Annotated in this window: 26 protein-coding genes and 1 tRNA gene; 1 reads left to right on the forward strand and 26 read right to left on the reverse strand. The window is 35.8% G+C overall.

What is annotated here, in order from left to right; translation table 11 throughout:
• Positions 1-430 precede the first annotated feature (430 nt).
• The 22 genes from lysS to spoIIE all read right to left on the reverse strand — a co-directional run bounded on the left by lysS (position 431) and on the right by spoIIE (position 23,302).
• A complete protein-coding gene (lysS, locus tag ACTYBU_RS20855; protein ID WP_445492740.1) occupies positions 431-1,915 on the reverse strand; it encodes a lysine--tRNA ligase in 1,485 nt (494 codons plus the stop codon).
• A gap of 189 nt (positions 1,916-2,104) precedes the next feature.
• On the reverse strand, positions 2,105-3,106 hold the full coding sequence (gene dusB, locus ACTYBU_RS20860; protein ID WP_445492741.1) for a tRNA dihydrouridine synthase DusB: 1,002 nt from the start codon (positions 3,104-3,106) through the stop codon (positions 2,105-2,107).
• A 30-nt stretch (positions 3,107-3,136) separates the two neighbouring features.
• On the reverse strand, positions 3,137-3,349 hold the full coding sequence (locus tag ACTYBU_RS20865; protein ID WP_445492742.1) for a helix-turn-helix domain-containing protein: 213 nt from the start codon (positions 3,347-3,349) through the stop codon (positions 3,137-3,139).
• A complete protein-coding gene (folK, locus tag ACTYBU_RS20870) occupies positions 3,298-3,828 on the reverse strand; it encodes a 2-amino-4-hydroxy-6-hydroxymethyldihydropteridine diphosphokinase (RefSeq protein WP_445492744.1) in 531 nt (176 codons plus the stop codon). The genes ACTYBU_RS20865 and folK overlap by 52 nt, the downstream gene beginning before the upstream one ends.
• A complete protein-coding gene (folB, locus tag ACTYBU_RS20875; protein WP_445492746.1) occupies positions 3,825-4,187 on the reverse strand; it encodes a dihydroneopterin aldolase in 363 nt (120 codons plus the stop codon). The genes folK and folB overlap by 4 nt, the downstream gene beginning before the upstream one ends.
• On the reverse strand, positions 4,180-4,953 hold the full coding sequence (gene folP / locus ACTYBU_RS20880) for a dihydropteroate synthase (protein WP_445492845.1): 774 nt from the start codon (positions 4,951-4,953) through the stop codon (positions 4,180-4,182). The genes folB and folP overlap by 8 nt, the downstream gene beginning before the upstream one ends.
• 55 nt (positions 4,954-5,008) lie before the next feature.
• Complete coding sequence (gene pabC / locus ACTYBU_RS20885; protein WP_445492748.1) at positions 5,009-5,875, reverse strand: aminodeoxychorismate lyase; 867 nt, start codon at positions 5,873-5,875, stop codon at positions 5,009-5,011.
• A gap of 3 nt (positions 5,876-5,878) precedes the next feature.
• Complete coding sequence (gene pabA / locus ACTYBU_RS20890; protein WP_445492750.1) at positions 5,879-6,463, reverse strand: aminodeoxychorismate/anthranilate synthase component II; 585 nt, start codon at positions 6,461-6,463, stop codon at positions 5,879-5,881.
• Between the two features lie 5 nt (positions 6,464-6,468).
• A complete protein-coding gene (locus ACTYBU_RS20895) occupies positions 6,469-7,872 on the reverse strand; it encodes an anthranilate synthase component I family protein (protein WP_445492751.1) in 1,404 nt (467 codons plus the stop codon).
• Between the two features lie 239 nt (positions 7,873-8,111).
• Positions 8,112-8,456: a VOC family protein gene (locus ACTYBU_RS20900; RefSeq protein ID WP_445492752.1), complete on the reverse strand. Its 345-nt coding sequence runs from the start codon at positions 8,454-8,456 to the stop codon at positions 8,112-8,114.
• 21 nt (positions 8,457-8,477) lie between these two features.
• Entirely contained in the window at positions 8,478-8,924 is a 447-nt protein-coding gene (locus ACTYBU_RS20905) for a DMT family transporter (protein ID WP_445492754.1), read from the reverse strand.
• A 385-nt stretch (positions 8,925-9,309) separates the two neighbouring features.
• On the reverse strand, positions 9,310-10,242 hold the full coding sequence (gene cysK / locus ACTYBU_RS20910; RefSeq protein WP_445492756.1) for a cysteine synthase A: 933 nt from the start codon (positions 10,240-10,242) through the stop codon (positions 9,310-9,312).
• A 303-nt stretch (positions 10,243-10,545) separates the two neighbouring features.
• Positions 10,546-11,883, reverse strand: coding sequence for an ABC transporter permease (locus ACTYBU_RS20915; protein ID WP_445492757.1), 1,338 nt, complete (start codon positions 11,881-11,883; stop codon positions 10,546-10,548).
• A complete protein-coding gene (locus ACTYBU_RS20920) occupies positions 11,880-12,572 on the reverse strand; it encodes an ABC transporter ATP-binding protein (protein ID WP_445492758.1) in 693 nt (230 codons plus the stop codon). The genes ACTYBU_RS20915 and ACTYBU_RS20920 overlap by 4 nt, the downstream gene beginning before the upstream one ends.
• Positions 12,573-12,730: 158 nt before the next feature.
• Positions 12,731-13,609, reverse strand: coding sequence for an Hsp33 family molecular chaperone HslO (gene hslO, locus ACTYBU_RS20925; protein WP_445492760.1), 879 nt, complete (start codon positions 13,607-13,609; stop codon positions 12,731-12,733).
• Between the two features lie 58 nt (positions 13,610-13,667).
• Positions 13,668-14,444 (reverse strand): type III pantothenate kinase, encoded by a 777-nt coding sequence (locus ACTYBU_RS20930; RefSeq protein ID WP_445492847.1) that lies wholly within the window; start codon positions 14,442-14,444, stop codon positions 13,668-13,670.
• Between the two features lie 318 nt (positions 14,445-14,762).
• Positions 14,763-16,688 (reverse strand): ATP-dependent zinc metalloprotease FtsH, encoded by a 1,926-nt coding sequence (gene ftsH, locus ACTYBU_RS20935; protein ID WP_445492762.1) that lies wholly within the window; start codon positions 16,686-16,688, stop codon positions 14,763-14,765.
• Between the two features lie 108 nt (positions 16,689-16,796).
• Positions 16,797-17,345, reverse strand: a complete 549-nt coding sequence (gene hpt, locus ACTYBU_RS20940) for a hypoxanthine phosphoribosyltransferase (protein WP_445492764.1) — start codon at positions 17,343-17,345, stop codon at positions 16,797-16,799.
• Positions 17,346-17,367: 22 nt separating this feature from the next.
• Complete coding sequence (tilS, locus tag ACTYBU_RS20945; protein ID WP_445492766.1) at positions 17,368-18,753, reverse strand: tRNA lysidine(34) synthetase TilS; 1,386 nt, start codon at positions 18,751-18,753, stop codon at positions 17,368-17,370.
• A gap of 245 nt (positions 18,754-18,998) precedes the next feature.
• On the reverse strand, positions 18,999-20,012 hold the full coding sequence (locus tag ACTYBU_RS20950; protein ID WP_445492768.1) for a protein kinase domain-containing protein: 1,014 nt from the start codon (positions 20,010-20,012) through the stop codon (positions 18,999-19,001).
• A complete protein-coding gene (locus ACTYBU_RS20955) occupies positions 19,984-20,721 on the reverse strand; it encodes a VWA domain-containing protein (RefSeq protein WP_445492770.1) in 738 nt (245 codons plus the stop codon). The genes ACTYBU_RS20950 and ACTYBU_RS20955 overlap by 29 nt, the downstream gene beginning before the upstream one ends.
• Before the next feature lie 103 nt (positions 20,722-20,824).
• The gene (spoIIE, locus tag ACTYBU_RS20960; protein ID WP_445492772.1) at positions 20,825-23,302 is read right to left on the reverse strand and encodes a stage II sporulation protein E; all 2,478 of its coding nucleotides are present in this window, start codon (positions 23,300-23,302) and stop codon (positions 20,825-20,827) included.
• 413 nt (positions 23,303-23,715) lie between these two features.
• Here spoIIE and ACTYBU_RS20965 point away from each other — a divergent pair.
• Positions 23,716-23,789: transfer RNA gene (locus ACTYBU_RS20965), tRNA-Met, on the forward strand.
• Positions 23,790-23,961: 172 nt separating this feature from the next.
• On the opposite strand, the gene ACTYBU_RS20970 is transcribed toward ACTYBU_RS20965, so the two are convergent.
• From ACTYBU_RS20970 to yabP, 4 genes are all read right to left on the reverse strand, one after another.
• The gene (locus tag ACTYBU_RS20970; protein WP_445492774.1) at positions 23,962-24,429 is read right to left on the reverse strand and encodes a S1 domain-containing RNA-binding protein; all 468 of its coding nucleotides are present in this window, start codon (positions 24,427-24,429) and stop codon (positions 23,962-23,964) included.
• Between the two features lie 102 nt (positions 24,430-24,531).
• Positions 24,532-24,924, reverse strand: a complete 393-nt coding sequence (locus ACTYBU_RS20975) for an FtsB family cell division protein (protein WP_445492776.1) — start codon at positions 24,922-24,924, stop codon at positions 24,532-24,534.
• Positions 24,925-24,942: 18 nt separating this feature from the next.
• Positions 24,943-25,569, reverse strand: a complete 627-nt coding sequence (yabQ, locus tag ACTYBU_RS20980; protein ID WP_445492778.1) for a spore cortex biosynthesis protein YabQ — start codon at positions 25,567-25,569, stop codon at positions 24,943-24,945.
• Positions 25,566-25,868 (reverse strand): sporulation protein YabP, encoded by a 303-nt coding sequence (gene yabP, locus ACTYBU_RS20985; RefSeq protein ID WP_445492780.1) that lies wholly within the window; start codon positions 25,866-25,868, stop codon positions 25,566-25,568. Before yabP ends, yabQ begins: the two co-directional genes overlap by 4 nt.
• Between the last annotated feature and the right edge of the window lie 112 nt (positions 25,869-25,980).

Genomic DNA, 25,980 nt, shown 5'->3' on the forward strand with positions numbered 1-25,980 from the left:
ATTGCTAAACTCTAGCTTTTTTTTACTTGTTTTTTCGTTTACAACAAAGGTTATAAACGTTTATTGTTGACGTTTTGTTTGTTCAGTTTTCAAAGAGCAATTTTTCACTTAATCGCTATCGGGCGACTTTTTAATATTAACAAAAGTCGTTTTCCATGTCAACGATTTTTTAAAGTTTTTTTCATTCGCCGCTGACTTGTTTCAGCAACAGATATAAATATACCACCGTATTTAAGTTGATGCAACTACTTTTTAAAAGAAATAATATTCTTATTATTCCACCACATTCTAATCTTTTAAGATTCACTCATGCCCCCCTTAAATTAAAGCAGCATCTCAACCTTAAAGTTAATGCTTTTCAAGTACTCTCTTGATACCATTTATAATTTTAAAAAAACAGAGCACTATGCAAGCACTCTGTCTCTTTTTATTAACGATGTCTCATTAATGGGAATAACAATACGTCCCTTATAGATGGAGAGTTCGTTAACAGCATTACTAAGCGGTCAATACCGATTCCTAATCCACCAGTTGGCGGCATACCATACTCTAATGCTTCAACAAAATCATCATCCATTAAGTGCGCTTCATCATTTCCTTGCTCACGCTCTTTTAATTGCGCTTCAAATCTCTCACGTTGATCAATTGGATCATTTAGTTCTGTAAAGGCATTCGCATGTTCTCGACCTACTATAAACAGTTCAAAACGATCCGTAAATCGTGGATCTTCCTCATTTTTCTTTGCTAACGGAGAAATCTCTACAGGGTGACCATAAATAAATGTAGGCTGGATTAACTTTTCTTCAACTCTTTGTTCGAAAAACTCATTAACAATATGTCCATATGTCATATTATCATTAATCTCAATATCGTTCTCTTTCGCTAATCTTCTAGCTTCTTCTAAGCTTGTCTCAGGCCAAAAATCAACGCCAGTATACTCTTTAATTGCATCTACCATATGAAGTCTTGTCCATTCTGGTTTCAAGTCCACTTCATACTCTCCATAAGCAACCGTTGTAGCACCATGAATTTCGTTTGCAATATGCGCTACTAGATTTTCTGTTAAACTCATAATATCACGATAGTCCGCATAAGCTTCATACAGTTCAATCATAGTAAATTCAGGGTTATGTCGTGTGGAAACACCCTCGTTACGGAAAACACGCCCGATTTCATAAACTTTTTCTAATCCACCAACAATTAATCGTTTTAGATGAAGTTCGATCGCAATACGCATATATAGAGGCATATCCAACGCATTATGATGCGTAATAAACGGACGAGCAGATGCTCCCCCTGCAATAGAATGCATCATAGGCGTTTCTACTTCTAAATAGCCGTGGTCATCTAAATATCTGCGCATAGACTGAATAATTTTACTGCGAAGAATAAAAGTATTTCTGCTCTCTTCACTTGCAATTAAATCTAAATAACGTTGACGGTATCTTTGCTCAATATCTTTTAAACCATGAAATTTATCCGGGAGTGGACGAAGGGCTTTTGTTAATAAAGTAAAGTCTTTTACTTTAATAGATAACTCTCCAACATTCGTTTTAAATAAAACACCTTCTACACCAACGATATCTCCTAAATCAACAGAGCTAAAGATAGTGTATTGCTCTTCTCCTACATTATCTTTCCGAACATATAATTGAATTTGACCTTCAAGATCTTGAATGTGAGCAAAACCTGCTTTTCCTTTCCCTCTTTTCGTCATCACTCTTCCAGCGATCGTAACATGAATATCTTTTTCTTCTAATTCTTCTTTTTCAAAAGAATTATACTGTTGCTTAAGATCCTCCGATAAATTTGTTCTCTCAAATCGTTTGCCAAACGGATCTATTCCTTGTTCACGCAAGTCGTTCATTTTGTTGCGTCTTACTTGCAATTGGTCATTTAATTCTTCATGACTCATTTTTAATCATCTCCACCATTTTTTTATGTATGATCACCTAAATAAGGAATCGTAATTTTTTTCGCATACTTTATTATTCTACACAATGTCGCGAGTGCAGACACTAAAAAAGAAAAAAAACTGTCAGATTTTTCACCGACAGTTACTTTTAAAACACATTATAGAAGATAGAAACAAAAAATGTCAAAGTCAGCCTACTTGTATTTCCTTTTGTTCTTTTGCTTCTGCTTCTATTACAAGATTGTTTAATAATGTTACTAACTGTTCACGTGTGTCACACTCATTAACGGCGTTTCGAGCTTTTGCATTTCCTCTTATTCCTTTTAAATACCATGCTGCATGTTTTCTCATTTCCCTTACTGCAACATTTTCATTTTTCAAGGATATTAATCGGTCAAGGTGCAGAATGCAGACATCAATTTTTTCACGTATTGATGGCTCTCCCATTAATTCACCTGTTTCTAAGTAATTAACTGTTCGATAAATCATCCATGGATTTCCTAATGCCGCTCTTCCTATCATGACACCATCACAGCCTGTTTCCTCTAACATTCTTTTTGCATCTTGAGGTGTTTGCACATCCCCATTTCCAATTAACGGAATATTAATCGACTGTTTCACTTCACGAATAATGTCCCAATTAGCTTTCCCCTCATACATTTGTACACGAGTACGCCCATGAAGAGACACCGCACTTCCTCCAGCACGTTCTACTGCTTGAGCATTTCTCACAGCATAAATATGTTCTTCATCCCAACCCATACGCATTTTCACAGTAACTGGCTTATCTACCGCATCAACAACCGCTGCAACCATTTCATAGATCTTATTAGGATCGAGCAGCCACTTTGCTCCCGCATCACACTTTGTAATTTTAGGAACGGGGCATCCCATGTTAATATCAATGATATCTGCATTTGTATTTTTATCCACAAATTGCGCTGCTTCTACAAGTGTTTCCTTTTCACCGCCAAAAATTTGTAAACTAAGAGGATTTTCTCTTTCATCAATATAAAGCATGTTCAGCGTTTTTTCATTTTTAAAAACAATGCCTTTATCACTGATCATTTCAGCACATACTAGCCCTGCACCAAATTCTTTTACCGTTAAACGAAATGCTGAATTGCAAATACCTGCCATCGGGGCGAGCACTACTCGGTTTTGCATTTCTACATTACCTATTTTAAACACAATACTTACCTCCCTTTAGAATCCATTTTGCTATTTTGAATCAGGTTCTAACTCTTCCCTGCTTATATTTAAAACATCTACAATTAATTCTATCATATCATCAGTTGGTATTCGGTTTCCCCGCTCAATCTCTCCCAGAATGGAAACAGAAACAAGAAGTTCTTTTGCTAAACTTTCTTGTGTATATCCTTTTAGTTTTCGAAAAGCCCGAATACGTCTTCCCCATTTTTCCGCTGTCTCCATATCCTTACTCCTTCTTTATCCTGCAAAAACTTATTGCTTTCCTTTAAAGGTATTGATTTATTAGGCAATTGTACAGTTGAAGCAACCTCCAACAAAGGAATAACTACAAATGCTCTCTCTTCAATTCTTGGATGTGGGATATTTAGTTTCTCTGATTCTATATTTTCGTGATTATACAATAAAATGTCAAGGTCTATTGTTCTCGGCCCCCATCTTATCACCCTTTTTCTTCCAAGTTCACTTTCAATACGCTGGCAAGCCTCTAATAGGGAATAAGGATCCAGGGAAGTATAAAGCTGTACGACAATATTTAAAAATAAGTCCTGTTCTTCAAATCCTACCGGATCGGTTTCATAAATAGATGAAACATTTACTAATTTAATTTTTTTATGTTCAGCGAGCATATGCACCGCTTCTTTTAAAAATTCTACTCTATTTCCTATATTGGACCCTAGAGATAAATAGGCTATGTTCTTCATTGTCTTTTCCTCAAAATGTCAACTGATACAGATTGGTAGTGGCCAGGTATCGGGGGATCAGGTTTAATAACTGCAACACGTACACTGTCAAGGCGATCATACGTACCCAAAAGCTTCTTCGCTATCTTTTCAGCAAGTGCTTCTAGTAATTGGCATGGCTTTCCTTCTACTATCTCTTTGACATCAAAATAAAGCTGCCCATAATTCACCGAGTGCTCTAGGTTGTCACTTTCTCCAGCCTCTCTTAAATCAGCCTCTACTTCTAAATCAACAACAAATCTTTGGCCTAGTTTATTCTCTTCAGGGAATACTCCGTGATAACCGTAAAACTCCATTTTTGATAAGCGTATCTTATCCATTGTATTTCCCCTTTCCCATTAAAGCATCCATCATTTTTGCCATTCGTGCCATTTCTTTTACATCATGAACGCGGATTATTTGACACCCCTTTTGAATCCCGTAGCAAACTGTTGCACCAGTGCCTTCCATTCGCTCAGATACTGGCAAATCCAAAACATGGCCTATCATCGATTTTTTGGATGTCCCAAGCAGAACTGGATATCCCATCTCTACCATGGCATCAAGATGTCTCATCATTTCTAAATTATATGTAAAATTTTTGGCAAACCCTATTCCTGGATCAAGAATAATCGCTTCCTCTTTCACCCCAGCTGTTTTGGCAATCTCTATACTCTCCAAAATGTCTGAAAGAACATCCTCTATAAAATTACTATAATCCTGATTATCCCTATTATGCATTAAGATAATCGGAGCATCTTTCTTAGCTGCAATAGCTGCCATCGTTGAATCTTTTTTTGCACCCCAAATATCATTAATAATATGCGCTCCAGCACATAAAGCTTCTTTTGCCACTTTTCCTTTATAAGTATCAATTGAGATGGGGATGTCCACTTCTTTTGAAACTGCTTCAATGATAGGAATTACTCTTTCCAATTCTTCTTCTTCTGAAATTTCTACATAGCCTGGTCTAGTAGATTCACCGCCAATATCGATAATGTCAGCACCAGCGTCTATCATTTCCAACGCATGTTGAACCGCTTTATCTCTTTCCCTATATTTTCCTCCATCCGAAAAAGAATCTGGATTTACATTTAAAATACCCATTATTAATGTTTTATTTTGATAATCAAGTGTGTACGGTCCACATTTAATTGCCAACTCATTTTCCCCCTATCTCATGTATTGACCATAACCTATTGGAAAGCCTTCGATACTCTTTATGAAAAAGAGAGACAGCCCTTCCCTTTGCTCCTTTAAATTCATAACCTTCTATACTTTTCAACGGAATAATTTCTTGAATAGAATTGGTCGCAAACACTTCCACCGCCTGATTCATTTGTTCTAGAGAATAACAGCCTTCTTCTACGATCATCCCTAAATTTCTGGCATATTCCATGATAAATCTTCTTGTAATTCCATTTAAAATACCAGTATTTAAGCTTGGTGTATAAAGGATGTCCTTAATAACCCAAAACAAATTGGTTGTAACCCCTTCTGCCAAGAACTTTTCCTTTGTTAAAAAGATGCCCTCGATTCCAACATCCTCTCCTATTTCCCTTTTTGCAAGAATATTATTAAGGTAGTGATGCGATTTTAATCGTTCGTCTCCTTCTGGTGTATTGCGGTGAATCATCAAAATCTGTCCTTTTTTTTCTACCATGCCTCCTGCTGCAGGCAATGACTTCATATACATTACGATATTCGGCTTTGAATAAGGGGCTGTTTGTAAACCAATGGCACCACTGCCTGCAGAAACATTGAAGCGTATATAAGCATTTTTCAACCCATTTTTTTTTAGTAAATCTTGTAGGATGCTGTTTACTTCATCTCTTGTAAAAACTTGATTAATATTTAGCAGCTTTAAACCATGATTTAAACGTTGTAAATGATCATCAAGTAAAAATGGATGCCCCTCATAGACGCGAAACGTTTCAAATAATCCTAAACCATACATAAAGCCATGATCAAAAACTGAAATTACTGCTTCTTCTTCCTTTACGACGTCTCCGTTTAAATAAATATACATAGCTTACCCTTTTCTGTCTCGAGCATAATAATGAATAAAATTTTTTATTAGGTCCATTCCAGCTGTTGTCATGATCGATTCCGGATGAAATTGAACCCCTTCAATTGGCAATTCTTTATGGCGAATCGCCATTATTTCTCCTTCTTCTGTCCATGCAGAAACTTCAAAGCATGTTGGAAGAGTTTCTTTTTTCACTATCAAAGAATGATATCTTGTCGCTGGAAACGGATTTGGTAAATTCTCGAAAATAGTTTTACCATCATGATGCATAAGTGAAATCTTCCCATGCATCAAATTTTCAGCTTGGACAACCTCACCTCCAAAAACTTGCGCAATAGATTGATGTCCTAAACATACACCAAAAATCGGCACTTCTCTTGAAAAAACCGAAATTGCTTCCAAGCTGATTCCTGCTTCATTCGGGCTGCACGGACCTGGAGAAATCATTAAATAATCAGGATTTTCTTCTCTAATTTCTTTGATAGACGTCTGGTCGTTTCTTTTTACAACGAGCTTTTCTCCCATCGACCCTAAATATTGAACAAGATTATACGTAAATGAATCATAGTTATCGATCATATAAATCATTGTTTTTACCCCTTATGTCTTTCTGCTAATTCTTTTGCATTCCAAAGCGCTCTCGCCTTTTTCATCGATTCTTTATATTCATTACTTGGAACTGAGTCAATAACTATTCCTGCACCTGCTTGTACATATGCTATTTTGTCTTTAACAAGCATAGTGCGAATCATTATATTTAACTCCACATCCCTGTTAAATCCTATCCAGCCTAATGAACCTGTATAAGGCCCTCTTTTTACCGGCTCTAATTCTTCAATAATCTCCATTGTTCTTACTTTCGGAGCACCAGTTATCGTGCCTCCAGGGAACATGCTGTCAATTAAATCGTATTCATCTTTATCTTTCGCTAAAGTCCCTCGGACATTCGAGACAATATGCATAACATGCGAATATTTTTCGATTACCATAAACTCATTTACTTCTACTGTTCCATAGGCACAAACTCTCCCAAGGTCATTTCGTTCTAAATCCACAAGCATCACATGTTCCGCTCGTTCTTTTTCGCTTTCTATCAGCTCGTTGGCAAGCATTTGATCTTCCACATCATCTTTTCCCCTTGATCTCGTGCCGGCAATTGGCCTTGTACTTACCTCTTCCCCCTTCTTTTTTACTAATAGTTCTGGAGAACCGCATACAAGTTGAAAATCTGGCGTGTGAAAATAGCCCATATAAGGAGATGGGTTTAACGTGCGCAGCTGTTTATATACTTCAATTGCAGGTACATGCAACGGCTTTGCTTGTCGTACAGACAAATTCACTTGGAAGACATCACCTTGTGAAATATAATCATGAATTTTGCGAACAGACTGTTGAAATTCATTGTCTTTAATAGAAACTTGCAAATCATCCGTTTTTTCTGAATCTGCAGCATCTTCTTCCTGCTCCATGTTTTGGTTCCACTGATGAATGCGTTTTTCTATTTCCTGCTGAACATTTTCATATTGCCCTTTTTCATATAGAGCCATAAACCATAAACAATTTTCATCATGATCGAAAACATACCACTCATCAAAAAGAAGGAAAAACACATCCGGGATTTCTAAATCATCTTTTGTATCTTCAGGCAGCCTCTCAATATAACGGATATAATCATAGCTAATAAACCCTATCGCTCCTCCTTGAAAATCAGGCAATTCATCATTTGATTCGACATCAAATTTTCTTATTACCTCTTTCACAAGGTGCAGAGGATTACCTTCCATTACTTCTATAGATTGATTTGTCGTGACTTCCAGTTTGCCTTTTTTCCCCACCATTTTAACAATAGGATTTATGGCTGCGATACTATACCTTCCTCCCCTGCCGCTTTCCAATAGTACATAATGCTCTTTATGTTTTGTTTTATTTAAAAATTGTTTAATAAATCCTTCATAAGAAAAAGACACACTCTTACTATATAGTTTATACTGTTTCAATCCCTTTCGCCCCTTACCAAGTTCTCTTTTTTCATCATACATGATGAAGAGGGAGAAAGACAAAAAAATTTGCACTGGCTGTTCACTCTTTAGTATTTCTTATCACAAAAAACGGCATACAAAAAAACAGAGCAAACTGCTCTGTTTAGAGTGTAGAAAATTGTTATTTAAACCTCACGATTGTACAAACGCTCACTATGCGGATCGGATAATAGCTCGCCTCCAGCTTTTGTAAAAGATTATGCAGCAACTTCTATATCATCCGTATATAAGGCAAAATGCTGTAAGCCATAATCCATCCATTTTACCGGCGCCTTTTGGTCTTTCGCATCATGTTTAAACAGTTCAATCGTTGAACCTTTTTCGATTTTCATTAAGCGCATATGAATAATCTTAGAACTGATAGGCAATCCTAACTGCTTCTCCATTTCTGCTCCTTCCATTGGCAGCTGCTCCGGCTTTTGCACATCATAGCAAACTTCCGCTCCAAAAGCATCCACCAAAAACCTTGTTGCTTCCTCTATATCTGGAACAGTTATTCCGATATGGTCTATTCCACGGAAAATAGTTTTTTTATTGGACATAAAGCTTCCCTCCTTCCTTCTTTAGAATCGCTGTACTAAAAAGATTCCAGCTAAAATAAGGATAATCCCTAAAATCCTAGGCATATTGATCTCATGAACAGGAAGATGAAACCAGCCGAAGTGGTCAATAATGATCGCTATAATTAATTGTCCTGCAAGTGTAAGACCTACCGTAAGTGCCGAGCCAATTTTAGGCATGAGCATTACATTAGCTAGCACTAGTATTACCCCTAGTGCTCCGCCAGTCCAAATCCACCATGGCTTCGAAAACACTGTTCGATTTGGAATAACAGTATGGTCCATCACAAGTGAAATGCTGCATAATACTGATGCTCCCACCAGAAAAGATATCATTGCAGCTAGATATGGTGATCCAACGGCCGAACGCAATTCCGCATTAATTGCTGTTTGAAGAGGTAATGCCATTCCAGCAATAAGCGCAATCACCAAAAGGATAAAATAAGGCATTGCTCCACTCCTTTAAATGCATAAATAAATTATGTAGACTGCAAACTGAATCATACAATTACATCGTTTCAAATGAATACTTACGTTTGAGTTGTTAAAACTTCTTCATACTACAATTCCAGATAGTTCTATATACCCTTTTATTTCATTAAATAACAAAAAAAGAAGCTGTATTTCCAGTAGGGGGACAAATGCTAGATCATTTCAAGTCTTCATGTTCCGAAATACAAATGTTTTCGATCAGCCTGAAGTTTGAGCAAACACATTTTGTTTTCTTAAAGCTTCCTTTAGAAACATGCTCTTTGAAAGTAGCTATAAAAAAACAAGCAGCCATATAGACTACTTGCTTTCTTTTCATGCAATCATTCCGACAAAATCGTCGTTTTTATTCTTCATCAAATTGATATAATGGTGTACTTAAGTAGCGCTCCCCGTTACTTGGAATAATCGCTAATACTTTTTTGCCTTTTCCTAATTCTTTTGCTACTTTTAATGCTGAATAGATTGCAGCACCAGAAGAAATACCACCTAAAACGCCTTCTTCTTTACCAGCACGACGAGCATATTCAAATGCTTGTTCTGTTGTTACTTGAATAATATCATCATAAATTTCACTATTTAATGTATCTGGAAAAAATCCAGCTCCAATTCCTTGAATTTTATGAGGTCCTGGTTTTCCTCCAGATAAAACAGGAGAATCTGCTGGTTCAACCGCATATATTTTAATGTCTTTATATTTTTCTTTTAATACTTCACCGGCACCGCTGATCGTTCCGCCTGTTCCAATCCCAGAAATAAAGGCATCCAACTGAGCATCACCGAATGCAGCAATAATTTCCTGTCCAGTTGTCTTTTTATGTACTTCTGGATTGGATAGATTTTTAAATTGTTGAGGCAGGAAATAACCGTTTTCTTTTGCAAGTTCTTCTGCCTTGCGAATAGCTCCACCCATGCCCTCAGGACCTGGCGTTAATACTAGCTCAGCACCATAAGCCTTTAATAGATTGCGTCTTTCTATACTCATTGTTTCAGGCATAACAAGAATGGATTTATATCCCTTGGCTGATGCAACCATCGCAAGTCCAATTCCTGTATTTCCGCTTGTCGGTTCAATTATTGTGCTGCCTTCTTTTAAATCACCGCTTTTTTCTGCTGCTTCAATCATAGCAAGAGCAATACGATCTTTTACACTGCTGCCAGGATTCATATATTCCAATTTTAAATATACATCTGCACTTTCATCGTCCACTAAACGATTTAATTTCACAATAGGTGTTTGACCGATTAAGTCTAAAATAGAATTAGCAATACGTGACATGATGTTCTCTCCTTTTTCTTAATCCGAGTAAATTAATTGGTTTTATATAAGTAATTTATCAGTGAACTCTCATTTTGTCAATTAATATCAACTGATTTTTGAAAAATTCACACTTCAGTAAATGTATGTTAGTTCCTTGTTCTTTTTATTCTTATTTTCTTAAAAAGCAATCGCCATTTAACCGCATTTAATTTTAATAATTAGAAGCAAAAACACAACCTCTTGGAAGGATACCATGCAATGAGCAGTGCAAATGGACCAAATGCACATGAATAGAGGCAAATTGGTCCTGATAAATTGGCTTTATACTTCCCTTCTTAACGCTTTTAGCACATCTACCTTTGTTGCTCTTCTAGCTGGGCGGAGTCCAGATATAATGGTTACTGCATAACAAATAATAATACAAATAATTGGCAGACTGATTGGAATATAGCTAAACTTAAAACCTGATGGAATTTCTTCATGAAAGAAGCTTTTAACAACGATAGGGATAATAAAATTCACTAAAAAGCTTATTCCATAAGATGCGATTGTTCCAACAATAGCACCTATTAAACCAATAAAACTGCTTTCTAGTAAGAATATTTTTTTAATAGTGGAAGGGTTTGCCCCCAACGCTTTCATAATGCCGATATCTGGAGCTCTTTCGGTAACAGACATTGTCATCGTGTTATAAATTCCAATAGAGGCGATAACAATTGCAATCGTTCCAATAAAAATTAAACCAACTTTTAAAATGGCAAATACTTTATTTATTTCTTTTAATTCATTTAAAACGGAATACACATAATAATTGTTGTCCTCTAACTTCTTGGAGATGCTTTCAACGTTTTCTAATTTATCTGCATAAATGTTTACTTGATCATATAATCGCACATTACTCAGCTTTCTATTATTTTCTCCTGAATTCAACTCTCCTTTTGCCGTACCTGTAAAATCTTCAATCGATTTTAAAATATTTTCAGAAATATAAACATTAAAATCATATACCCAGTCTTTTGTTGGCTTTTTCCCTAACCCAACTATAGTTAATGCTATTTTTTTCGTTTTATCTTTTGATTTATCTTCAGATGTATGTACAGTTAACTCCATTTTTTTTCCGATTATATCCCCTTTATAGAGGTACTTATCTTTTAGATGACCTTTTTCATCATAAATTTCGTTGTAATCTATCCCATCTGGCAATAAGTTTTCCAGAAAATGATACCCCACTACTACCTCATTTTCCTTTTCGGGCAGTCTTCCTTTTGATAATTCAAAACCTGCTTTTACTTCAGATGGCATATTCGCAACAATTGTTTCAGGAGTTATTTTGTAGGAGTCTAACGAATATTCCCCCTGCTGCTGTAAAGTCTGCCTTCTTGTAACAGCTTTTACATGATCAACCGATTCAAAATAAGCTACATCCTTATCCATTAACCCTTCAGCCTCGCTATCCTTTTTTCCAGGAACCTCTATTTTTGTCACTGTCCGATTTTCAGTTGTTTCCTTTACAATCGATTCATTTAAACCAAACCCAACGGACGCCAATACAATTAAGAATGCACACCCCATTGCAGTTGCAATTATCGTCATAAATAGTCTTGTTTTATTTTTTTTCATGTTTTGCCTAACGAATGCTACTTGATCTTTCCATCTCATAAAGCAGAAACCTCCTCTACTATATTCCCATCGCTGATTTGGACAATGCGATCCCCAATTTTTGCAACATTTTCATCATGCGTAATAATTAAAAAAGTAATCCCTAAATCCCGGTTTAATTCCTTAATAAAAGTCAACAGCTCTGATTCTGTATCACTATCCAAACTTCCAGTCGGTTCATCTGCTAAAATAAGCGGGGGATTTACAACAAGTGCTCTTGCTATACTAATGCGCTGCTGCTGTCCACCGGATAATTCACTGGGATAATGATCCGCATAATCACTTAAACCGACTTTTTTTAACACTTCAAGTGTTCTTTCTTTTCGTTCTTTTTCTCCCACTCCTTTTAAAACTAATGGAAGCTGCACATTTTCAAATGCTGTCATACTCGGAATTAATTGAAAGCTTTGAAAAACAAAACCAATATGAGTCAAACGAAAATCAGAAAAAGCTGCTTCATTAAAATCATTTACCCTTTGATTATCAATCCAAATTTCTCCTTCATTAGGCTTCATAAATCCGCTAATTAAGTTTAATAAAGTAGATTTTCCCGACCCACTTCTTCCAATAATAGTGACAATTTCTCCTCTTTCTACTTCAAGATTAATTTTTTTCAATAAAGAATATGTCGTTTTTTTATTCTTTTTGCCAATTTTAAAAGAGTGGCTTACATCCTTAATTTTTATCATTTTTTTCCTCCCCAATTAACCGTTCAAATAAATAAACGAAAATGAGGAAGATTCTCCCTACACTTTCTTGAAAAAAATGGTCAAAAAAAACAAGCATAGTGTTTAGCACCATGCTTGTTTCCGTACTATATATTCTTTCAGTTCACCTTAAAAATATATTATCTTGCTTCATCTAGAAGCCCTTCTAATTCTTCTTTAGAAAAAACATATTTCTCATTACAGAAATGACAATGCGCTTCTGCTTTCCCATCTGTTGTAATCATGTCTTCGATTTCTTCTTTACCCAGACTAATGATAGCATTGGAAAATCTGTCCTTTGAACAAGTACAAGTGAAAGAAACAGGCATTGTTTCTATCACCTTCATGTTTTCTGAGCCAAAGATCTCTTCTAAAATCTCCTCTGGTGTTAAACCCTTTTGAATTAGTTTAGAAATAGGCGGTATTTCCCCTAATCGCTTTTCAATCTTTTCAATGGTTTCTTCCTCTGTGCCTGGCAGTAGTTGAAGAATAAAACCGCCAGCTGCAAGTATGGAATTATCAGGATTCACAAGAACACCTACTCCAACAGAAGAAGGAACTTGTTCAGATGTTACTAAATAATAAGTAAAATCTTCTCCTAATTCGCCTGAAACAATAGGTACTTGGCCAGTAAAATAATCACGCATTCCAATATCTTTTACAATAGATAAGGTCCCTTCTGTGCCTACCGCTCTCTTTACATCCAATTTTCCATGTTCATTTAAATCAAAATGAGTTTGTGGATTAGTAACGTATCCTCTTACTTCTCCTTTAGCATTTCCATCAACCAATATTAAACCTATTGGTCCACCGCCATCAATTTTAATCGTTAACTTTTGGTCGCCTTTTAACATTGCACCAAGCATAGCTGCCGCAGATAATGATCTCCCTAAAGCAGCTGATGCTGTCGGCCAAGTGTGATGCCTTCTTTGCGCCTCAGCCACTGTTTCCGTGCTTTTTACTGCATATGCGCGAACTTGGTCATTAAAGGCTAATGCTTTAACTAAATAATCCCCCATATTATTACTCCTTTTTAAGCCTTTTCTTCTTCAAATCATCTATAGCATAGAAAAAGCTTTATTTTAAATTTTCCTTATTTTTTTGATAAATAAGCTGAAGACCTTTTAAGGTTAAAAACGGATCAACCACATCAATGATATTCGATTCTTTCGCGATTAAATTAGCTAATCCGCCTGTTGCAATAACATTAGGATTCTCTTTGCTTTGGTCTTTCATTCGTTTTACAATACCCTCAACCTGGCCAACATAACCGTATAAGATTCCAGACTGCATAGCTGATACAGTGTTTTTGCCTATTACCCCTTCAGGTCGTGCAATTTCTATTCTTGGAAGCTTTGCCGCTTTGGAATAAAGAGCCTCTGTAGCTATATTGATTCCTGGGGAAATCGCTCCACCCATGTATTGCCTATGTTCGTTTATATAACAGAAAGTAGTAGCTGTCCCGAAGTCAACTATAATAAGCGGGCTTCCATATTCATGAATGGCAGCAACTGCATTCACAATCCTGTCAGCACCAACTTCTTTCGGATTATCATATTTAATATTTAAACCTGTTTTAGTTCCCGGTCCAACAACTAGAGGCTTAATATGAAAATATTTTTCACACATTCTTTCCAAAGCAAACATAATTGGCGGAACAACGGAGGAGATAATAATTCCATTTATATGGGAAAATTGAAAACTAACTTGATCAAATAAAGATTTAATGATCATACCATATTCATCTTCAGTTTTATAACGATTTGTTTCGATTCTCCAATGATGCTTTAATTTATCATTATCATATACTCCTAAAACAATGTTTGTATTCCCAACATCAAAGACAAAAATCATAACCTTCACCACTTTTTTATTATTAGTACTTACTTTCTTAAATTATCTATAAAAAATTATCTTTATTATAAACGGACAATTTTTTGGACTTTTCTCTTAAGAAAAGTCCAATTAAAACACTGCAAACATCATATCATAATATCCTGTTATTAGTGAAATAGGAAAGTCATTCTGCCAGGAAAAATATGCTTCAACTGTATGCTTCCTCTTATGAAGCATAACTTTAAAAGAGAATGTCTTTCCCATCTCATTCGAATTAAAAATATAATTAAGCCATAGAAAAGGGATGTGCATGATGCACATCCCTTTTCTCAAAGATCACAAATCCTCTTTCGGCTCTTGATCTTCTTTTTTCATATTTATATTCACTTTCACATCATCTGTATTAGATGAAATCGTTTCTGTTTGAACAGAACGATCTGGAAGTTTTCCGTCTTTATATAAACTGTTAATTTGTTCAGCATCTAATGTTTCTATTTCAAGAAGAGTCTCTGCAATAATATTTAATTTTTCGCGGTTTTCCGTAAGAATTGTTTTTGCTCTTTCATAAGACTCTTTAATAATTCTTTGGATTTCCTGATCAATATCATAAGCAATTGCATCTGAATAATTTTGTTCATTATTCAAATCTCTTCCTAAGAATACTTGACCTTGTGACTGACCAAATTGGAGTGGTCCAAGCTTTTCGCTCATTCCATATTCTGTTACCATTTTGCGTGCAATACTAGTCGCTCTTTGGAAATCATTATGGGCCCCAGTACTTACTTCGCCAAATACGATATCCTCAGCTACACGACCACCCAGCAAACCAGTAATTTTATCAAGAAGCTCTTTTTTTGTCATTAAGAAACGATCTTCTTTTGGTAGCATTACAGCATACCCGCCAGCTTGCCCACGAGGAACGATGGTTACTTTATGGACCATATCTGCTTCGTCCAAAACAACACCGATGATTGTATGCCCTGCTTCATGATACGCTACAATATTGCGTTCTTTTTTCGAAATGACACGGCTTTTCTTAGCAGGACCTGCAATAACACGATCCGTTGCTTCATCCATATCTTCCATGTCAATCTTTTTCTTGTTTGCTCTGGCTGCAACAAGTGCTGCTTCATTCAAAAGATTTTCTAAGTCTGCACCTGAAAATCCTGGAGTACGCATTGCAATACTCTTAAGATCAACTGTTTCCGCTAATGGTTTGTTTCTTGCATGAACGCGAAGAACTGCTTCACGACCCGTTACATCTGGTCTGTCTACCGTTATTTGACGGTCAAAACGACCTGGACGCAATAAAGCTGGGTCTAAAATATCTGGGCGGTTGGTTGCAGCAATAATAATAATCCCTTCATTTGCTCCGAAACCATCCATTTCCACTAACAATTGATTCAATGTTTGCTCGCGTTCATCATGTCCACCGCCAAGACCGGCGCCCCGCTGACGACCAACAGCATCAATCTCATCAATAAAGATGATACAAGGGGCATTCTTTTTCGCTGTTTCAAACAAATCACGGACACGAGAAGCACCAACACCGACAAACATTTCCACAAAATCAGAACCGCTTATAGAGAAAAACGGTACGCCAGCTTCGCCGGCAACAGCTCTTGCTAATAATGTTTTACCAGTTCCTGGAGGTCCATTTAATAAAACCCCTTTTGGTATTCTTGCTCCAAGCTCTGCAAATTTTCTTGGATCTTTTAGAAATTCCACTACTTCTACTAACTCTTGCTTTTCTTCATCAGCTCCAGCAACATCTTTAAAACGAACTTTCTTTTTCTCTTCATTATAAAGCTTTGCTTTACTTTTGCCGAAATTCATCACTCTGCTGCCGCCGCCTTGGGCTTGGTTAAGCAGGAAGAAGAATAAAATGAAAATAATCACAAAAGGAATAATTGAAGTAAAGAATGTCACCCAGCTGCTTGTTTCCTGCGCAGGCAATACATCAATTGTTGAACCTTCTTGTGCTGCTTTATCTATTCGCTGCTGAACTGTTTCATTATTCGTTACGTAGGACACAAAATACTCATCACTTTTATATGTTTTTAGTTGTCCACGTACTTCTAATACACCTCGTTCAGGCTGTGTTGTAATTGACTTTACTTCATTTTTTTCAAGATGACTGATTAACTGATTATAGGATATATGCTTGGTAGGTTCGTTATTTCCATTGAAAAAACTTACTACACCTATAATTACTAAAAATATTAATAAATAAAAGATGGTATTACGGAAAATACGGTTCATCCCTTACCTCCTCCCACGGTAAACAAACTATAGTGTATGGTATCATAGAAAATTGTGTAAATTCAAGAAATTACCCTTTTTAATTGTTACTTTTACTAATTTGCCCCTTTATTTATTATTTGTTGTATAAATTTCTGGTTTTAAAACACCAATATAAGGCAAATTACGGTATTTCTCTGCATAGTCCAATCCGTAGCCCACAACAAATGCATCTGGTACGATAAATCCTACATAATCTGCTTGAAGGTCTGCTTTTCTTCCAGTCGGTTTGTCAAGAAGTGTAACAATCTTGATAGACTTAGCTTTGCGATAACGAAATAAATCAACTAAGTAGCTAAGTGTTAAACCGCTATCAATGATATCTTCAATGATTAAAATATCTCTGCCTTCAACTGACGTATCCAAATCTTTGATTATTTTCACTTCACCAGATGAAACGGTTGAATTTCCATAACTTGACACATCCATAAAATCCATTTCCAAGTATGTATCTATACGTTTTAGAAGGTCCCCCATGAAAGGCATTGCGCCTTTAAGCACTCCAATAGCTAGTGGGAATTTGCCATCGTACTCTTCCGTCAATTGAAATGCTAAATCTTTTATCTTTCCTTGTATTTCATCTTCTGATATTAATACCTTTTCAATATCATTTTTCATTAAATGTGTGCCCCCTAGAAGATCATTGCTTTTTATATGTTATTAATAGATAACAATCACTATTCCCAAGATCATAAGAATAAATTGATTTTTTTAGGCCTGGTATCCATAAAATATTGTTATCGCTATCTGTAACAATAGGCCATGCATTTCTTTTTTGAATGGATACCTTTTCATCCATAAAAATACTTTTCACTTTTTTGGTACCGTTCATTCCTTTTACCGTTATCCTATCTCCATTTCTTCTATTGCGAATAATAAGAGGTAACGAGATAACATCTGGATTTAAAAGGATGCTTTCAGTATCATCAAATATTCTGCTTTTTATATATTCTACCTTAATATAGTGCCCATTAGGTAATAATAACTCTCCCGTTTTTGAAATTTCATAATAAAAGGTTTCTTCCTGTGAAAAATTCAATTGAAAATGAACGGATCGATAGGATTTAACCACGTTCAAACCTTCTGGGAGATCAATATTTCCTGAAGAATGAGGACTTTTCAGCAGCGTAATAATTTTATCTGTATGTATTGCGGATAAGGAAGCAGGTATATTTTTATAGAGATAGTTTAATATTAGATGAATACACCTTCTTTGTAAAGAAATAGCTAATGAAAGAAATGCATCAATGTCAACAATAATTTCATTATCATTTTTAGTCTTTACCGCTGTATTCCAGACTTCACCAGCTAATTCCATTAAAAATCGCTCGTCTTCTTGCAATTCTTCACTAAATCGTTGAAAATGCCGGGTAACATGTCGATTTTCTTTTTTCAAAAAAGGAATCACATGTTTTCTATATCTATTTCTACTATAAACTTCCTTTTCATTGCTTGGATCTCTTCTAGGGTCCAACTTGTTTTCTGAACAAAACTCCTCAATTTCTTGTCTTTCAAGACAGAGAAACGGGCGAAACAACTGCCCTTTTCCAAATGGTCTAGCAAATGGCATTCCAGCTCTTGCTTTTCCCTTGCTGCCTCGCGTTAATCTCATTAAAATTGTTTCTACTTGATCATCGCCATGATGACCTAATGCCAAATAATCGAAGCCATGCTCTTCCATCATTTCTTTGAAAAATAAATAGCGGCACTCTCTTGCTGCAGTCTGTGAATTCTTCCCCGTTTTTTCAATAACTTGAGGAACATTAATGCTTCTCATAACAAATGGAATAGATTTGTCGATACAAAAAGATTCCACAAACTTTGCCTCTTGCAATGATTCCTCACCTCTAAACATATGATCCACATGTGCTGCCATTACAGCAATGTCCCATTCTGTTCTTTTGCTCCAGAGATAATAAAGCAGTGCAAGGGAATCTGGACCACCCGATACCCCAACTAAAACCTTCTGTCCTTTAAGTGTTAATCCTTTCTCTTTTAAATAGTTTTTTATTTTTTGATCTAGCATATGCCAATCTTCCTTATTTCATTATCACTAACTACATACCCTTTTATGAATATTTATAATCGGAAATATGTAGTTTGTTATTAATATAGAATACCACTTTTATTACATGATTTTCAAAAAGATACACTTCCATATTTTTGTTCTTGCTGTATCGTGTTTAAAATCTACGAAGACTCCCACATCTATTTATATAAAAGAGGAACTGGGTTTCATAAATAAGAAGTTACGTTTCACTCCTTCTCTTATCATGTTAATTGGCCATAAATATAAAAGAAGTATAATAAAGAAATAACTAAAAGAAGGAGGAGAGACTCTATTAATCCAGTCTTTTTCTTTTGTTTAATAATCGCTCTCCTGCTGGCTGTTCTATTTTTTGGTTGATTTACACTGCTGTTGCCTGCAGAAGCAGTTCTTTTATGTTTAACAGCATTTGCTTTTACTGTTCTTGTTGCTGCTGGATTGCCGCTGGATAGCTTTAGCACCTCTCTTCTCATTTCTTCCGCACTGTTGTATTTTCCTGTAAACGCTTGAATTAATACGTCTTCATATGAGTGTAGTTCCTTCTTCTGCTGGATCATGGAACGCAATTGGTTCATTCCACCGCTTGTTTTATTAAATCTTTTTGGATATGCAATATTCATGATAATCATTCCTACAGCAAATAAATCGTAGGTAGGCTCCGCTTTCCTTGTACCCAATCCCCAATATCCTCGATCATAAAACTCAGTAAATTCTTTAATTGCCCTCCCCCGAATAGTTGTTCCTCCTACATCTATGCATCTGATTCTTGTAGGCGGTCCGGTAATAATTAAATTCTCCGGCTTTAAATCCCCAAACACCCAATTTGTTTCATGCAGCATTTGCAAATCTTTTAGCAGCTGAATGATTAAGACATTTACCCAAGAGCTATCCTTATGTTGAAGAAAGGTCAATAAATCTGGTCCTTTTATATATTCCATTACATAGAAGGATACCGTCCCGCTTTTTGTTACCCAGTCATCCACGTCAATCAAAGAAGGTCCAAGGCTGTAACCTTGGACCTTCGCAAAGGATTTTAGTACATTTACTTCTGAAATAATAGACATTCCATTGCTGCTTATCTTTAAAGCAACTTGTCCTATTTTGGATTCAGCTAAAAAAACAGTACCGTTTGCTCCATAACCAAGTTCTTTTAAGATTGTATAGTCATTCTTATGCCATTTTCCCTTCACAATTGTACCAGGATTTATTTTAAATGGACTCTTCGTAGAATTCATCATCGTCACGTGAAATCAAGCCCCTTAATGAACGTTTATTCTTAAAGTAGTGGATAGCTTCTTTTAAAGCAGGACCAGTTGGAGTGATGCCGCCTGTCGTTAGTTTAGAAAAAATACTTGTTAGTGATTCAAGTCTTGGTGTCCAATCAAGTAGTTTTTCCACCTCTTTCTTTTTCCCGGGAAATACAAAAACAGAATATTTATTTTCTCCCGATCTAGCATTTAAACTTAGGGAAAGGTCAATTAATGCCTCTTTAACTGTAGGAAGCTTATGTTTCATACTCGCACTTGTATCTACTAAAATAAGTACATCCAATTCTACTGTTTCACCTAATTCATCTACTACTTCCATTACTTCCCCACGTTTTTCTGGAGAAAGATCTTCTACCGTTTTTGAACTTCCCAATATTTGCTGCAGTTCCTTATTTACAACGCCTTGCAAGGTTTGTGTCATTGCTTTTTTTGTAACCATTTGAACCGTTTGCGCCAATTGTTGGGCATATACTACCTGACTTACACCGCCGCCAGACATGGCAATCCCCTCAATCTCCGTAATCCCTTGTTCGTCAATTGTATCATGCTCCATTACACCAATTACGTTTACAGTTATCCCTTGTTCATTAGCTAATGCAGCCATTGCGATTGGGTCCTCTCCTTGATTGGAGCATCCATCTGTAATAAGTAGAATTTGTTTGAGTTTTCCTGTTTTCATTATTTACTCCCCTCCATTCATGAGTTATCCCCATTTTCGACGGAAAAAGAAGTATTTATACCCTATTTATTCGATATACAATAACACTTATTAAAAATGCTGATTAATTTGCCTTTTGACTATATGCCATCACAGGTATAGACTTCCATTTTGGAATGTTATGGCTTATTTTTGCAACAAGTACAGTCATATCATCCTCAATCATTCCTGATCTAGAACGAATAACTTCTTCCATAATCAAATCAGATACTTCCTGTGGATCATCCGTTTTTAACTCTTTTATTTTTCTTTTCATCCATAAATCAAAGTTCTCCACATGCTTTGGACCTTCAAACACACCATCACTCATCATAATCAGTAAATCTCCAGCTTTTAACTGCTCACTCACAACATCCACATCAAACTCTTGCAATATTCCCATTGGCAAGTTGCTTGCCTGTATTTTCATCACCTTAGAGCCTCTCTTTATAAAACTTGGAGTAGAACCAACCTTTAAAAATTTCACTGCTGCATTTTGTAAATCAATCATTGCTAAATCCAAAGTAGAAAATATTTCGTCTGTTGTACGCAATGAAAGTACCGAGTTAATAGACTTTATGGCAACTTGTTCTTCTATTCCCGATTGGAGAATTTTTTGCAGAAGCTGCAGCGTTTCTTCACTCTCTATATGTGCTCTTTCTCCATTTCCCATTCCATCGCTTATTGCCATGGCATATTTGCCAAGACCTAATTCGATAGTAGAATAGCTGTCACCAGAGATAAATCCTCCATCTTTCGCAGCATGAGCCACCCCTGTTTCAACGACATATGCCTTGGCTGATCGAAAGGTGGCATGACTGTAATCATTTGTATAGCCAGATTGATCTGCCGTATTTACAATAATCGTTTCTCCAAGAATATCCGATAACATCGGAGCGATTAATTTTTCACATTCTCCGTGGCTTGTGTTATACGGAATAGTAATATCGATATCTACATTTCCTTGTTCTAAACTATATATCTCTACATTTTCAATGTGCAGTCCAAATTCCTGTATTGCTTCAAGGATTAATTCTTCTTGTTTATGGTGATTTTCTCTCTCTCTTTGTATTTCCTTGGCAAAATCCCCCATCACTTCTGAAACTCCTAAAAGTTGATCTGCTACCAGTTTTCTGCTTTCCAGGACTTGTTTTTTTAATTTTAGATTTGCTTGGTATAAAGTTAATTCTTGATGAATAGCATCTGTCACCTTTTTAGCTCTTGTACAATGCTTCTCCCACTCTCTAGATAAACCTACTGAAATAGTTCCATCTTTATCAGACATTTCTGTCATAATATCCTTCATATAGTCATATGTTGTATTAAAGTTTCTAGCCCAGCAATGCTCCTTTCTGAAACATGTTTGACATGTCTTTTCTGTTACATTGCTTAAAAAATAATCAAGCTCTCGATCACTCTCATCCTCTTCTGAGGAAGGATGATTAGCTGAGAAGCTTTTAGACAATGCTTGGAATACAGTGGAAAACTGAGAAACTCTTTGCGCTGTTACATCCCTCATTTTCCTCATATACAGCTGTTGTTCTAATGAATATTCAGTTGTGCCTGGAATATGTTTTGCCATCCGTGAAGTTAAAGCTTGAGGAGTTAACATAAATATAAGGACAGCTATGGTGGTTTCCATTATGGAGGTTGTTAGTACGCCACCCCCCTCTCCATACATTCCAATAAGGAGTGTTGCTATATAAAGACCTAATGCAACCCCGACTTTTTTTCCCTCTTTCAAAAGTCCTCCTAGAAGTCCTGAAAATGCGAGTAAACTCATATGATAAAAACTAGAAATATTCGCCAAACTAAAAATCAGTCCTGTTACAACACCTACAGTTGACCCAATTGTCGCACCTGCAACATAAGCAAAGATAAGCACTAAATATCTAGACATAATATGTTCAATCGACATATCATATACTTGCCACCCAATTGTTCCCGTCATTACAGAGGCCAGCATAATGATGAGACATACTATCTCCTCTGTTTTCAAGGCTTGCCTCCGTTTATTTATGGATAGAAGCGGCAAACTTTGTAAAAAAATAAGCGTTAATATATACCCTAGGCTCCCTTCTACGAGAGACATCATTCCACTATACAGCGTAATTTCGCCTTGAAAAATAAAAGCTTCTACTAAACTTCCTCCTACTATCGTTGACAAAACGATCAAAGGAACTAAGCTCTGTTCATTTTTTTTCCACCTGTTTACAACCTTGTAGATAATCAGAAATAAAAAACATAGTGCAAAACTTGAAAATGCTTCTTTTAAAGAAAGGGTTACAGCCCCTCCTATTAAACCTACTAAAGCAATTGGCGCCTTTTCTTTACGGGTTAAATATACGGCAGCAAAGAAAGGGAGACTAAATGGTGTTAATTTCGCTAATATTAATGCTCTTCCTAATAGGAAACCAATAAAGAACAGCATATAGCCTTTAAAAAGAAAAAGGTTTTCTAATTTGGTTTGAAATTTTTGAAAAAAAACTCCTAATCCCACTTTTGATTTACCAAAATCAACTTCACCTATTGTGTCGATTAAGTCCCTTTCAACTTTTTCCATTTATATACACTCCCTATCCTGTATCGTTTCTGAAAATTATAGAATGTATTCTTTTCAAAGTTTGTCAAAATGGCGGACAAGCAAATATTTTTCGCTCGACTTCTTTCACTTTATTTCTCAGCCAAAACCATAATTCGATAAAATACTAAAGAATGTAAAAAATCTCTTCTCTTCCTATAAATGTTGGTTCATGTCTTCCATTATCTAAATAATGGATTAATACCCAAATTTTTTCTATGTTATTTCTCCTGAATATTTTTGTCAAAAATTGCAAAAGAAATCGATAACATTTAGTAATATTTTTTATAAAAAAGTTGTTGTCCTTTATCTCGTAGTCATGAGTATATTTCAAAAAAGAATTGACTTTTTGTCTTTTGCTTTGTATTATATATCTTGTGTCTCATAAATATTATGGCGGTGTAGCTCAGCTGGCTAGAGCGTACGGTTCATACCCGTGAGGTCGGGGGTTCGATCCCCTCCGCCGCTATCAAAGTTTTTTTAAGACTATAGATAAATCTATAGTCTTTTTTTGCGTCTTCCTTATTTCGTTTGATTCTTCCATTTTCACCTATACAAAAAAGCAAGCCATGATGGCTTGCTTAAGCTACGGGAATATATAAACGATAAACCGTGCTATTTATTAGAAATTCAGCAGCAAGTTACCCTCGTCTAGCGCCTCTTCCCCCACGTTTAGACTCAGTATTTCGTTTTAGAGAAGCTAATCGATCTTCACTATCTTTTAAGAAACGAGCCATCTTCGATTCGAAATTCTCTCTAGGCGCACGATTTTCATTCTGTTTTGCATGACGTGGTCTTTGAGAATTACCTGAATATCCACCTCTAGATTCTCTTCTTTCTCCACGGTCATGTGATCTTTCTGGTCGTTCTGGTCTGTCTTTTGCTTTTTTTATGGACAGTCCGATTTTCCCGTCCTTCTCCACATTAATAACTTTTACCTCTACTTGATCGCCTACTTTTAAATGCTCGTTAATATCTTTAACATAATTGTCTGCGACCTCACTAATGTGAACAAGACCTGTTGCGCCTTCCGGGAGTTCCACAAACGCACCAAAATTAGTAATTCCTGTCACTTTTCCTTGTAACTTGCTGCCTACTTCGATTGACATAAAAAAGTTTTGCCTCCTTAAGGATATAAAAAATCATGCTTATATTATATTATACATAATGAAAAAAAAGGGTGTCAATATAACTGCAGCCCTTATTATGTTTCATTTTTTATTATTATCATCTTTTTCATTGGGAATATTAAAGATAATTTCCCCTTTTTCAGATAAAAATAATTCTTTACGTGCTAGTTTTGCTAAGTAATCTTGATCATTTAATTTCGTAATCTGTTCATTTAAATCTTTTTCCTGCTGCTGCAGCGAAGCAATTTTCACATCCAGCTTCTTTTTTTGTGCAGTCTTCTCTTCCAGGGTGGAGCTTTGAGATATGAGTGTTGAAATCATCAAAAATCCAATAGCGGCAGCAAAGAGTGTAAAAACTGTTAATCGGCGGAATAATAATTTTTTTCTTCTCGCTGCACTAATGCTGGTCGCCTCTTGTTGCATCGTGTATTCTGTTTGCAATTTTGCAATATCTGGCTTTTTTATCGCACTCACACACGGCTCCTCCTCTCACTATTGTTTCTTTCTATTTGAAATCCATGTTATCCAATACTTCTTTATCTTTTTGGAATATCCTGCAAATTCACTAGAAAACTTCTCGACGTATTTTTTTCCTCTATTCGGCATAATTAGCCATACGAGTGAAAATATCCATGTTATTGGTAAAATAAGAACCTTTACTATAAATCTTAATACCCTTAGCACAATTTTTACCAGTGCCATAAGTCCCTTATATAAAATAATCATAATCGAAACAAGAAGCAAGATGAAAGACTTTATCGGCTTGTACACAATCATGATAATTAACTTGACCATAAAATGGTAGAACTGAACACTAATAGAAATAAAGCCTTTTAATAAACGAATATAAGGGGCTTTTAAAATACTTTGATAAAAAGCAAAGCCTAGTAATAATGCTAAAGCGATGTAAATTCGCACTTCTCCTTGATTCACTAAAAAAAGAACATAAAAGATAAGCATTGCTTGAAAAGTCCAAAATAGAAGATCATGAAAAAAAACAATGATTCGTTTTCGTTGTGGTCTTTTTAAAAAATACTGATACGTATCTAAACATATCCCAAAGAATAAACCCATGCCAACCATCGCCAGCATGGTCATAAATTGCACCGATAGAGTCATCGGAAAATCTTGCTAAAGAAACCTTTAGCTTTTTCTCCATTTTGTTCATCTACATATACTAAGTCAAAAACCTTTCCCTTAATGGAAACAATGCCTTTTTCCACATCTAAATTTTTCATTTGAAGGTTCTGGCCCCTAATCGATAAAAAGCCCATCACCGTTTCTAAAAGAAACTCTTCATTATCGAAGCTCTCCACTTGTTTTACTCCAGTAATATCTAAGAGCTTTCTCCCTCTCATGATGACATCATGTTCTACCGTGCTGCTCTTAAGCGTATTAGATTCATAATTTTGGCTCATATTTATCCCTCACAATCACATAGTACAATCTACTTGTACCATTGTATGAAGGATAGAAAAGAATTAGAACGAGCTTTCAAACATGAAAAGTGCAAGCTCCTTGTTTAGCCAT

It is taken from the genome of Niallia sp. 03133 (genome assembly GCF_052663225.1).